At 39.8% G+C, this 12,412-nt stretch carries 9 protein-coding genes; 6 read left to right on the top strand and 3 right to left on the bottom strand.

Annotation, left to right across the window (positions count from 1 at the left end; all coding sequences use genetic code 11):
* Nucleotides 1-45 precede the first annotated feature (45 nt).
* Complete coding sequence (locus tag PQ478_RS17555; RefSeq protein ID WP_289235005.1) at nt 46-342, top strand: type II toxin-antitoxin system HicB family antitoxin; 297 nt, start codon at nt 46-48, stop codon at nt 340-342.
* Nucleotides 343-888: 546 nt separating this feature from the next.
* On the opposite strand, the gene purU is transcribed toward PQ478_RS17555, so the two are convergent.
* On the bottom strand, nt 889-1,752 hold the full coding sequence (gene purU, locus PQ478_RS17550) for a formyltetrahydrofolate deformylase (protein ID WP_075681529.1): 864 nt from the start codon (nt 1,750-1,752) through the stop codon (nt 889-891).
* Between the two features lie 582 nt (nt 1,753-2,334).
* On the opposite strand from purU, the gene PQ478_RS17545 reads away from it, so the two are divergent.
* A complete protein-coding gene (locus PQ478_RS17545) occupies nt 2,335-3,120 on the top strand; it encodes a phosphotransferase (protein WP_435521087.1) in 786 nt (261 codons plus the stop codon).
* Nucleotides 3,121-3,221: 101 nt separating this feature from the next.
* Here PQ478_RS17545 and PQ478_RS17540 read toward each other — a convergent pair whose 3' ends face one another.
* Nucleotides 3,222-3,518: a YtzH-like family protein gene (locus PQ478_RS17540; RefSeq protein ID WP_289235003.1), complete on the bottom strand. Its 297-nt coding sequence runs from the start codon at nt 3,516-3,518 to the stop codon at nt 3,222-3,224.
* 206 nt (nt 3,519-3,724) lie between these two features.
* Between PQ478_RS17540 and trmB the strand changes: the two genes are divergently transcribed.
* A complete protein-coding gene (gene trmB, locus PQ478_RS17535) occupies nt 3,725-4,369 on the top strand; it encodes a tRNA (guanosine(46)-N7)-methyltransferase TrmB (protein WP_289235002.1) in 645 nt (214 codons plus the stop codon).
* A 150-nt stretch (nt 4,370-4,519) separates the two neighbouring features.
* On the opposite strand, the gene PQ478_RS17530 is transcribed toward trmB, so the two are convergent.
* Nucleotides 4,520-6,313 carry an extracellular catalytic domain type 1 short-chain-length polyhydroxyalkanoate depolymerase gene (locus PQ478_RS17530; protein ID WP_289235001.1) on the bottom strand — a complete coding sequence of 598 codons (1,794 nt, stop codon included), beginning with the start codon at nt 6,311-6,313 and terminating at the stop codon, nt 4,520-4,522.
* 564 nt (nt 6,314-6,877) lie between these two features.
* Here PQ478_RS17530 and PQ478_RS17525 point away from each other — a divergent pair.
* The 3 genes from PQ478_RS17525 to PQ478_RS17515 all read left to right on the top strand — a co-directional run bounded on the left by PQ478_RS17525 (nt 6,878) and on the right by PQ478_RS17515 (nt 12,364).
* The gene (locus PQ478_RS17525; RefSeq protein ID WP_289235000.1) at nt 6,878-10,126 is read left to right on the top strand and encodes an AfsR/SARP family transcriptional regulator; all 3,249 of its coding nucleotides are present in this window, start codon (nt 6,878-6,880) and stop codon (nt 10,124-10,126) included.
* A gap of 98 nt (nt 10,127-10,224) precedes the next feature.
* Nucleotides 10,225-11,112: an alpha/beta fold hydrolase gene (locus tag PQ478_RS17520; RefSeq protein ID WP_289234999.1), complete on the top strand. Its 888-nt coding sequence runs from the start codon at nt 10,225-10,227 to the stop codon at nt 11,110-11,112.
* 19 nt (nt 11,113-11,131) lie between these two features.
* Entirely contained in the window at nt 11,132-12,364 is a 1,233-nt protein-coding gene (locus PQ478_RS17515) for a substrate-binding domain-containing protein (RefSeq protein WP_289234998.1), read from the top strand.
* Nucleotides 12,365-12,412 lie beyond the last annotated feature (48 nt).

Here is a 12,412-nt window from a genome sequence, read left to right as displayed (position 1 = left end):
TGAAACAGTCACGTGACGTCGTAATAGTTGAGGAGGAGGGTGCCCATGCAGATAGTACCGAAAATTGATGATTATGCTTGGCAAGTCCGGCGTGTGCCAGATTGGACGGGTCAGACAGAAATTATGATAGAAATTATAGGAGCTGAAGGTTGTGTCAGCTTTGGGTATTCGGTAAAAGAGGCAAAGCGTGGATTAAAGGAAGCTCTTTTGCTTTGGATCAAGAAGTACGGTGAACTAGCCTTGCCAGAAGGTCGTGAGGGAGCCCATCTGATTTATATAGAATCTGAAATGAGCAAAGAAGAAGAAGATTATATTAACGTAGAACTCAAAAAACTACAATAAAAATCGATCCTAGATCTAGGATCGATTTTTATTTGGCCTTTTAAAGTACGGGTAATACCCTTCCGCTTTTCTTGTCTAGCTGCGGCTCCTTGTCCTGCGGGTAAAAACGGTGAATCAAACGAAGCAAAGAACGCTTCTCATTGCTTCCCCTCATTTTACCGCATGCCAGTTCAGTCGCCTCCGCTTTTCTTGTCTAGCTTCATGACATTGCCCTTCAAGAAACTTTTGTGAATCAAACGAAGTCAAAAATCAACTTCTTTTTGCTTCCCCTAAGTTTTCGAATGCCAGATCATGTCATCCCGCTTTTCTGTCTAGCTGCGGCTCCTTGTCCTGCGGGTAAAAACGGTGAATCAAACGAAGCAAAGAACGCTTCTCATCGCTTCCCCTCATTTTACCGCATGCCAGCTCAGTCGCCTCTGCTTTTCTTGTCTAGCTGCAGGGTTCAGATAATCGGATGCTTCGCTTCGCCAAACGAAGCCAAAAGCGCTTCTAATTGTCAAAGCTCCACCATCCTCATATCTAACCGAACCCTTCCGCTTTTCTTCTTTAAAATACGACGGTTTTGTTTCCGTAGACGATGACTTGGTCGTTTGTGTGCCATTCTACGGCTCTGGCTAACGCGATTCTTTCTACATTTCTTCCTGCTATACGTAGTTCCTGAGTAGAGTAGCGGTGGTTAACACGAAGAACATCTTGTTCGATGATAGGACCTTCGTCTAAATCATCTGTAACATAGTGAGCCGTTGCTCCAATTAATTTAACCCCGCGTTCGAATGCTTTCGCGTATGGATTAGCTCCGATAAAGGCAGGTAAGAATGAATGGTGGATATTAATGATTCGATAAGGAAATGATTCTACGAATGTTGGTGAAAGGATTTGCATATAGCGTGCTAATACAATGAAATCCACATCGTGTTGTTTCAGTAAATTAATTGCTTCCTGCTCAGCCTCTTCTTTTGTATCACGAGTTACAGGTACATGATAAAAAGGAATTCCATAGCTTTCCACGACTTGTTTATTAGTAGGGTGGTTGCTTATTATTAATGGAATATCCACTTGTAATTCTCCTGAACGCCATCTCCATAAAAGTTCTAATAAGCAGTGATCCTCTTTGGAAACTAAAATAGCCATGCGTTTTTTTCTCGCCGCAAGTTCCATTTTCCATTCAAAGTCCAATTTATCGGCTAATGTATGAAATTCTTTTTTAAACCGAAGAAAATCAGGGCTTGAATTTCCCAGGTCAAATTCAATTCTCATGAAAAACATACCGCCTTCAGGGTCTGTTGAAAATTGATCAGATTGAACAATATTCGCATCATATTGATGAAGGAATGTTGACACTGCTGATACAATGCCAGGTTTATCCTGACATGAAATAAGTAAACGTGCTCTGTTTGGATGTTGACTCATTGACTAAAATCCTCCGTTCGGCTCTTCGATTATAACGATTTTCGATAGCTCTTTTAGACAAGCTTAGTTTATACCAAATAGCCATGCTTATCTATATGATATCCTAATTAAGTTAAGCTATAATGACAATCGTCGGCTGCATTCCTTTTAGGTACTTTCAATATTGAAGCAAATCCACAATACTTCTGTCAATTGTCTTTTTTCATTCTTCTTAAATGTAATCGATATCATGAGATTTCTGTAAGTTTTTCATGTTTATTAACAGCCAGCAGGGAGAGAAACAGGAAGATAAAGAGTGAAGGTGATTGACTGGAAACGAGCTTTTTTGATACTATTGAAATCAATTCTTAAAGAATACTATAATGTATTAGCGTAGCAGAGTTGCCTACTAAAACTCTGCTTATTTTGTGTAAAGTAGCTTATACTGCACGTAACACTGGGTTTCGATTGTTATTTTAATTATTATTTAATGAAATTGATTGAATTTTTGATAGGTAATTACGACAAAATACGCTATACTAAGAAGATAATGCAGTAAGGTGAAAAGAAAGTTAATGGAAATTGAGGGTGAATTGGTTGGAAATGTTTTTAGGAGATGGCTGGAAGGTGGAACCAGCTGGTGGAGCGACAGGTGAAGCATATATAGCCCAGCAAGGTGACCAGAAAGTATTTCTGAAACGCAATTCATCACCATTTCTTGCTGTTCTTTCTGCTGAAGGAATTGTTCCGAAGCTGCTATGGACTAAACGCTTAGAAAACGGTGATGTTGTAACAGCACAGCGTTGGGTAAAAGGCCGTGAGTTAAAAGCTTATGAAATGAAAGAACGAAAAGTTGCTGAGCTTTTAGCTAAAATTCACGGGTCAAGCGAGCTGCTTGATATGTTTAAGCGAATAGGAAATGAACCTTTATCGCCAGAAGTCATTGTAGACAACCTGCGTGTTCAGCTGCAATTAAATCAAGTAGAAGACGATATTATTGAGACAGGGATGGCTTTTTTAGCATCTCAATTAAATGATGTCTCGTATGATCATTATGTGGTGTGTCATTGTGATATTAACCATAATAACTGGATTCAAGATGAGGAAGAGCAGCTATATTTAATTGATTGGGACGGTGCAACGGTTGCGGACCCGGCTCTTGATCTAGGATTATTACTCTACTCCTACATCCCGCCTGAAGAATGGGAAGACTGGATTAAAGAGTATGGATTGTTGCTCGGAGAATCATTGCGTGAGAGAATGCACTGGTATGTGGTTTCTCAAACGATCTCAGTCATTCTATGGCATTATGAGCGTAAACAATTTAATGAAGTAGACAAATTTAAAGAATACCTCCATTCCTTATTAATTGAGGATTATAAAGAATAACGAATTTGCAAAATCACATAATAAAAAGGCTGATCCACAGGGAGCAGCCTTTTTTATATGCAAATGCTGTCAAAGCCGGGGAATGATGAAAGAGGAAATAATTATTTGTAGTTATTTCCTGGGGAATGTCCCGTATTGCTGTCGAACGTTATCTGATTCATACCAGTTAACCACTGTTCGACATTCTCTTGTAAAAAAGGTTCATGATTCAGTTGATGCTGCTCGGTAATTTCACCAATGATTTGCTTAACCGATTGATCTACAGAAGGGTCGTTGTTTAAGGATTGAAGCAAGCGTGCAATCTGTGAAGCTTCGTCGTCAGTCATATAGTGCTCATCTGCTTGGTTCTTTAAAATATCACAAAGCAAGCCAATTTTATGTTGATTTGAAATGGGCATACAATCACTCTCCACTTTTTTCTAACGGCTGTGTTCCAGCTGTCATTTTGCAGCCTTTACGTATAGAGTGTGCATATGCTCATGTATGTATTCAGAGCAGAAATCGCAGAAATATAAAAAATGCTAAAATAGAAGTGCTCATATACATTGCTGACTATAAAGGTTATAATACATGATTGAGTTGAAGAAATGAAGGAGTGATTACGGTGCGTTTACGTCACAAGCCGTGGGCAAGAGAAGAGATGGACAAATATCCATCCATTGTTATTCAGAACCCGCAAGAAAATAAAAATAAATGGCATGAATGGTTTGGCAACGACAAACCGCTATATGTGGAAGTAGGAACAGGAAAAGGTCAATTCTTAACAGGAATGGGTGAGTTGCACCCTGATGTTAATTTCATTGGGGTGGAGAAGTATGACAGTGTCTTAATTTCTGCGATGGAAAAAGTTCGCGATACTGAGCAGGGAAATGTTGTATTTTTAAATGAAGATGTAGAGAATTTATTGGATTTCTTTGGTGAAGGCGAGATTGATCGTTTATTTATAAACTTTACAGATCCTTGGCCTAAAAATAAGCATGCCAAGCGTCGTCTTACACATGGAAATTTCCTAACTCTATATAAGAAAGTGTTAAAAGAAGATGGAGAGATTCACTTTAAAACCGATAATCAAGGGTTATTTGAATATTCCCTTCATAGTATGTCCACTTTTGGAATGGCTTTTAATCAAGTTAGCTTAGACCTCCATAAAAGTTCAATGGTTGGAAATGTAATGACTGAATATGAGGAGAAATTCTCGCAAAAAGGAATGCGTATTTATCGTCTAGAAGCACATTTTAATAACAAATAAAACTCTTCGAATGAAGAGTTTTTTGTTGTTTGCATATCAAGTTTAGGGCCTCTAATTTTATGAAGAGAACGAGGGGAAATAAGGGAATAAAGAGTCTGCCAGAAGACTATAAATTTATTTAGACAGACTCTTTTTCTAAATTAAGTTAGGTTAGTCCTTGATTACGATTAATTGCGGTGCATAATCTGCATGCTCCCCTCCGTGAATCTCCAATACATTGCTCGTAAACGAAGCTGTGGTCGCTGATTTAATTCGAAATTGTAACTTGTTATTGGATGCAATTTCTTTTAGAACATGTGATGGTAATTCAAAGTCCACGAATTGATGATCTTGTGATGGTACTTGCGCAGTTAAAAGGTTAGAATATGTTGCAGCTGATGAATAATCAATGGGCTCTAGAGAAGAAGATGTGCCAAATGCATTCACTTTCATATCTACATCCATCGTTTGTACATTACCTTGTAGGGCTTTTCGGTAAACCCTAAGCTTAGCCCCTTTGATGGTGTGGGTACTCGAAAGGGTAGAGGTATCGAATGATAATATCGTGCGGTACGTATCAGTGTTATACATCCCCTTATCACCCACCTTTAGAATAGATGTGCTTAATCCATCTGCACTAAAACGTCCGACAAAGCCGTCTTCCTGTGCAATAGATGATAAAATCACTTCATTTGCTGCTTCAGTAATCATATAATCCTCAGAACGGAGCTCTTCGGATAAGCCGTTGCTATCAACCGAGTAGAACCTTAAGGTTGAAGAGTTTTCGATAAAAATAGGTTCGGAGTAGACAGGTGAATTCTCATCTGGTGTTGTACCATCGACTGTATAGTAGGTTTTTGCTTCTCGGTTAGTCTGAAGTGTCACACTGACTGGACTCGTATAAGTGCCTCCTTTGGGTGATGCTGTTGTCATAGGAGGTGCCCCCTCACCTGGGTCATCTTCATTAGGGTCCTGCTCTCCTCTTTCCTGCATGAAAAACTGCCACATTAATTCGCTCGCATTTGGACCGTTTGGGTCGGTGTAGCTCCCTTGGGTACTCCCTCCTGACCAAGCGTGGCCCATGCCATTTACTAAATATTTTTCTAAAATGGTTATTCCGTACTTATCCTGATAGATGTAATTGGTATAACTACGCCCTCCAGAAACCTGTCCTTGCTTTGTCTGATTTGGTGTATCATTTATATACGTATTTTCTACTTCGCCGTAGGCCAGATCGTTTGTTTTAGCCCATTGCGATATGACTTGATCTCCATTAATAGGTTGTACAGTATAGTCACTTGTTCCGTGAAAAACAATTGTAGGCATCACCTGCTTATACTGACCCATTGCATTGTAGGCTAAGGTACCTTGTGTTTTGGGGTTTGGCCCCCCGCTGCTCATAGCAGTAAAAGCTTGAATGGAGTTAGTGGCTGCTTTATACTCTAAGCCAGCCGCTACACCAATTGCTGAGAATACATCCGGATAAGTCGCGCCCATAATGACACTCATTGCGCCTCCAGCGGAAAGTCCTGTCACAAATACGTTATCACTATCAATAGCAAAATTATTTTTAACTTGCTGAACCATTCCAGCTATAACTGCGGGCTCGCCACTTCCTCTAGCTTGATGTCCAGTTTCAAACCAATTCCAGCATCTACTAGAATTTGCACTTGATGTTTGTTCTGGATACAAAACAATGAAGGATTCTCGTTCTGCAATAGTATTCATTTCTGTTCCAGCAGCAAACTGATTAGCATCTTGCGTACAGCCATGAAGCATGACAACTAATGAGACGGGTTCAGAAGTATGATAGGAACTAGGTACATACAATTTATAAGTCTTACCGCCATATGAATGAGAAGTAAATGTCCCTTCCCCAAATACAGTGGATGTGATTAAAAGATGGAATATTCCAATAATTATTAATGAACGTATAACTTTTAACATATTCTTAGTTTGAATCATTTAAATCCTCTCCTCTTCTAAAATTTAAACCTAAATAATAGTAAGTACATTTTCCTCCTTTTCAAGAATTTTGAAACTAGCTTGTTTTCTGGCTCATCGCTTGTCAAGAAGATGGGTTTGAAAATTAGGGGAGTTAGTGCAGGATTGGCCTGACTATTTAAATATGAAGGGGGAAAGTTTCATATAAGTTACAAGTGAAATGATGTGATGAACAATCAGAAACAAAGATATGTTATAAGACATGTTTAATAACTGTGCTTTAAATGAAGAAGGGATCTAGGGATGGTACAATTTCATGAATTTATAAAAGTTCTGTAACTGAGTTATGTTACGATAGATAAAATTATAGTGACTACTGTTCCAGTTGGTGAATTTAAGTAAAAAACAAATAATATTATTGATTTAAGCAGGAAATCATCACCCTGCTAGCCGAAAAGATAGTAATAAAGCAGCAGACAGACTTTTTTCCGGTCAGAAAAATTGAGGTTGAGACAAGGAAATTATTCTGGAAAGTCCAAGGAACATTTAATAGAAAAAAGCTATATGATTGAGAGGAGGAGTTATATGCAACCGAAACGAAGGTTAGCAGTATTGCGGACTAAATTTATTCCCCCTTTGCAGCGTAGTTCAATGATCTATCGACCTAAATTAATGAAACAATTAAAACAAATTGAAGCGTGTCCTCTAACATTGATACATACAGGGCCAGGGTATGGAAAAAGTTCTGCACTTTCTAGCTTTTTGGCAACCTCTGATAAGCTATCCTGCTGGTACAGCTTATCAAAACAAGATGAGAATTTCTTTCACTTTATTGTTCATGTTGTTCATGCTGTGCGTGAGAAATTCCCGCATTTTGGTTCAGAGCTTATTGAATATTTAGTATCAGGTGAGGTTGAAGGGTGGGAAGAGGAACTCGACTATATACGTATAGAGTTTTGCAATGAGCTTTTGTTACTGAAAAAACCATTTGTTTTTGTGCTTGATGATATTCATATTACAGAACGTTCAGAACTTGTTAAAGACTGGCTGCAATTACTAATCGAATCAGCCCCTGCCAATGTTCACATCGTGCTTGCAGGAAGGGTGCGGCCAACATGGGACGTGATTACTCGCAGGCTGTTGAACGGACAATTACTTGAATTAACCGAAACTGATTTTATTTTCTCTAATGAAGAAATTGATGTTCTTTTCTCAGATGTATTTAATATTGAGTGTACGCCAGAAGAGTTGATAGAGATAGAAAGAGCGACTGAAGGATGGGCAATTGCCTTGCAAATGCTTGGTCAACAGTGGAAAGAACATGGGGAAGTTCAGGGTGTTCTGCGGAATGGTCTTGAGACTACCGACGAGCTTTTTCGATTCCTAACAATGGAAGCGTTTTCAAGACAACCTGAAGAAATTCAGAAATTTTTATTAGAAACAAGCTTGTTTGAGGAGTTTAATGAAAAGCTTTGCCAAACCGTCTTTGAAGCTGTGCATGCTGGAAGGTATATTGCTCATCTCATTCAACAGAACTTGTTTGTAGTAGAAATTGGTAAGAGCCAGTACCGGTATCATGCTTTGTTTCGAGATTTTCTAGTGCGTCAACTCAGTAAAAATCCAATTTTACAGGATAACCTTTTGCAAAGAGTAGCTTGTTACTATAAGACTGCTGGTGATTATGAAAAAAGCTTAGAAGTATACATGCGAGCTGGTGATTATAGGGAAGCGTCTGCTCTTTTAGTTCGCGAAGGTATGCGCCTTTTACACAATGGCAAAATGGAAGGACTCATGGTTACGCTTGACTTGATTCCAGAGATAATTAAGGACGAAAATTGGTTGATTTGGTATCTTGAAGGTGAGGTGAATCGGTATTATTCAAAGTTTGAGCAAGCTATGGCTTGTTACCGAAAACTTGAAGAACTTGCAGAAGATAAGCAAGATGCTGAAGGTATGAGCCTTAGTATGGAGGGACGTGCTCAAATTTATCTAGATACAATTCAACCTGTAAAAGCACAGCCTTATTTACAAAAAGCGATTCATTATATGGAGCGTACAAAGTCGAGTGTTGAGCGAAAGGTGAGACTTTATAGTTTGATGTCAGAAAACCTGCTTAACCTAGGTGAAGTAAAAGAAGTTGAATCTTGGCTTGAGAAAATTCAGGCTGTTCATCCAGAATATAAAAATATTGAACTTGAGTCCCGATATCTGTTGAGGACAGGTCAGTTCCATACAGCTAAGGAATTATTACAAGAAGCTAAGCTTTACGAGAAAGATCATAAGCTCTCAAGCTCCCACCGTGAAGCGGATTTGCTATTATCTTTATTAAATAGCTTAATGGGAGTAACGGAGCACGCAAAAAAACAGGCTGAGGCGGCGATCGTGTGTGGAGTTCAACGTCGTTCTCCTTTTGTTGAGGCGGTAGGTTGGGCTCGAATGGGGCATGCTGTACAGTTACTAGACGATTATGATCCCTCACTTGCAATCCAATGTTATGAAACGTCTCTAAAGTTAATGAGTGATTTGAAGATGTCACGCGGTAAATCAGAAGCATATATGGGACTTTGTTTATTGTATGGAAAGCAAGGAGAGTATGAAAAGGCTCTCCGTATAGGGAAGGTAGCTCTTGAAGAACCAGAGCGTGTTAAAGATCGTTGGCTAAGCGGCTTAGTCCAGCTAGCTTTGGCGCTTGTCACTTATAAGCAGGGGGAATTTATTGAAGCAGAAAAGCGCTTGAACGGATGTGAGAAGACCTTTACAAGCTGCGGCGAAACGTTTGGGAAAACTATCACACTTTACTGGCTGTCATCACTCTATCTAAAACAAGAAAATAGATCAGCTTTTAAAAAGGCGATCAAACAATGCTTGACTCTCATTCAAAAACATAATTTTCAATTCTTTTTCTCTAATAGGACCTTGTTTGGTCCATCAGATATTCAAAGCATACCACCGCTGCTGCTAGAAGCAAAAACAAATCAAGTTGATGCACATTTAGTGGAACCACTTCTTACAGAGCTTGGTTTTGCCCAATTGGCCTCTCACCCAGGCTATACGATTCGGGTTCAAACATTAGGGGAATTTCAAGTGTGGCTTGGGGAGGATAAGCTAGATGAAAAAGGGTGGAAACGTGATAAAGCGCGTGAGCTTTTCCAGCTTTTTATCACAAGAGCTAATCAGTTTATTTCTAAGTCTGAAATTTGTCATTTACTATGGCCTGGTCAAGATGAGGATGCTGCGAGTCGTGACTTAAAGGTTGCTTTGAATGCAATGAATAAAGCGATTGAACCCCATCGGAAAGCACGCCAAGAAGCTTTTTTTGTTGTACGCGAGGATCAAATGTACGGTCTGAATAAGGAAGCAAGCATAGATATTGATGCCCAGCGATTTATCTATTACATTGAATCAGGATTGGAGGAGCGGAGTCGTAAACGAGCAAAAGAAAGGCTTGTGAAGGGTCTTGAGTTATATAGGGGGGAGTATTTGCCGAGCCGGCGCTTCGATGATTGGTGTATTGAACTGCGTGAGCAATTATTTGTTTTATATTTACGGGGAGCCGAGCGAATTGCTCAAATAAGTGTCGCTGAAGAAAAGTTTGATGAGGCCATTCGCTGGTGTGAACGAATCTTAACCGAGGATAGCTGTTGGGAAGAAGCGTACAGGCTGCTTATGTATTGTTATTATTGTAAACAAAACCGCACACAGGCTCTTCGTATCTATGAGCGTTGCCAACAGCAGCTGCAAGTCGAGTTAGGTGTAGCCCCACTCGAAACAACCAAGGAAATGTGGAATATGATTCAAGAAGCAACAGAAAAAATATATTTAAGTCATCTATAGTCAGCCTTTAAAGGCTGACTATTTTTGTGACAAACTTGTAACTTTAATTCTTTATGATAGGAAAGAAATCAAATTCATACATCGAAGGGAGAAAGCGGATGGAGAGGTGTTTAACTGTTCATGTACGGGATTTAGACTTTAAAGTTGTCGACCATGGTGGTAGTGGTGAGGTGATCGTTTGCATACACGGTCTAACCGCTAATGCTCATTTTTTTGATTCACTAGCATCAAGGTGGGTTAAGGATTATCGTGTCCTAAGTTACGATTTACGGGGCAGAGGAAACAGCAGTAAGCCCGCTACTGGTTACAGTTTAAAAGATCATACAGAAGATTTAGTGGAGATATTAAGAGCGCTCAAACTAGACAATGTGATTGTCGTCGGTCATTCACTAGGAGCGATGATTGCCAGTTATTTTACTGCTCATTATTCACGATTTGTAAAAAAGCTGATCCTTATTGATGGAGGAGCTAATTTAGATGAACGTGTCATTTCAGCCTTAACCCCGTCTATTGATCGTCTCGATCATCAATATGAAAGCTTTCAAACATACCTTTCGAAAATGAAAGAAATTGATTTCTTTAAACCGTGGCATCCAGGCTTAGAGCGCTATTTTAATTATGATGTCCATCACATGGAAAATGGGAATGTGCACCCTAAAGTTCGTAAGGTAACGATTGAAGAAGAACTAAGAAACCTTCTTGCCACAGAAATTACCATGTTGCATGAAAAAATAAAGGTTCCTGTTCTCATTTTCTTTGCACCAGATTGTCTATACGATAAGCAGGCCTTTGTTATTTCAAAGCAACAGTGCAATGAGCTAGTCTCTCGTTACAAGCACTATCAATTGATAGAAATTCCCCAGTCCAATCACTTTTCGATCGCTATTCACTTTGCAAAAGAGGTGGCAGCCTCTACAAAAACGTTCATTGAGCAAGTCTGTAACTTACATGCAACTACAGGGAGGTATAATTCAGATAATTCTTAAAATAAAAGGGGGATATTAAATGAGATTGAAAAAAAGCTTGATAGGCTGGGGGTTGGCCTTGTTGACATCGATGCTCGTTGCATGTGGCGCTGAGGATGTAGGAGGCAGTGAAGAAGCAGGGGAAAGCCCAGATAATACTGAGGCGGAAGATGTTGTACGTGTTGGGGTTTTAACCTCACTAACTGGAGCTTTAGAAGCATATGGCACACAAACCGTAAGGGGATTTGAGCTTGGGTTGGAGTATGCCACTGATGGCACGATGGAGGTTGGCGGCAAAAAGATCGAATATTACGTTGAAGACACAGAGACTCAATCAGACGTGGCTGTTCACAAAGCAACTCGTTTACTTGAAGACTATAATGTTGATTTTATTGTTGGCTCATCTTCATCAGGCGATACGCTTGCAGTACTTCCTTTAATGGAAGAGTACGAGAAAATAATGGTGGTAGAACCAGCAGTAGCAGATAGTATTACTGGGGAAAACTGGAATCGGTATGTTTTTCGTACAGGGCGTAGCTCTTCACAGGATGCAACTGCCGGGGCAGCTGCAATTGCAGGTGAGGGAGTAAGAATTGCCACCCTTGCCCAAGATAATGCATTTGGTCGTGACGGCGTGAGTGCGTTTAAAAATACTGCAGAAGAGCTTGGTGCAGAGGTTCTTCACGAAGAATATGCAGACCCGGCTGGGGTGGATTTTGCTTCAAATATTCAGCGAGTTATTAATGCAGACCCTGACTACTTGTTTGTTATTTGGGCAGGAGCAAACAATCCATGGGGGCAAATTGCTGATATGGGTGTACAACAGCGTGGAATTCAAATCTCCACAGGAGCACCTGACATCGCAGCTTTACGCACAATGGGAGCGGTTGTCGGGATGGAAGGCTTTACAGTATATCATCACAGTCTTCCGGACAACGAAGTGAATGATTGGTTAGTTGAAACACACCAAGAGCGCTATAACGGCGAGATGCCTGATCTATTTACACCAGGTGGATTTTCAGCGGCTATGGCTATTGTGCAAGCGCTTGAGGAGACTGGTGGAGATACAGATACAGACTTGCTCATTTCTACCATGGAAGGCATGACATTTAATACGCCAAAGGGAGAAATGACGTTTAGAGAAGAAGATCATCAAGCCCTTCAGTCTATGTATTCGATTACGCTAGAAGAATCACCTGATTATGACTATCCAGTACCTGTTCTTTCTCGTGAACTAACACCAGAAGAAACAGCGCCGCCTATCAATAATTAATGACTATAGAGTACTATCAGATTTTTTGATAGTACTCTCTTTAAAAAA

Origin of the sequence: Alkalihalophilus pseudofirmus, assembly GCF_029094545.1 — a bacterium.
In the GTDB taxonomy this organism is placed as follows: domain Bacteria; phylum Bacillota; class Bacilli; order Bacillales; family Bacillaceae_D; genus Alkalihalophilus; species Alkalihalophilus pseudofirmus.
Note: the sequence above shows the minus strand (reverse complement) of the source record. Positions and strands in the feature narration are given on the sequence as shown.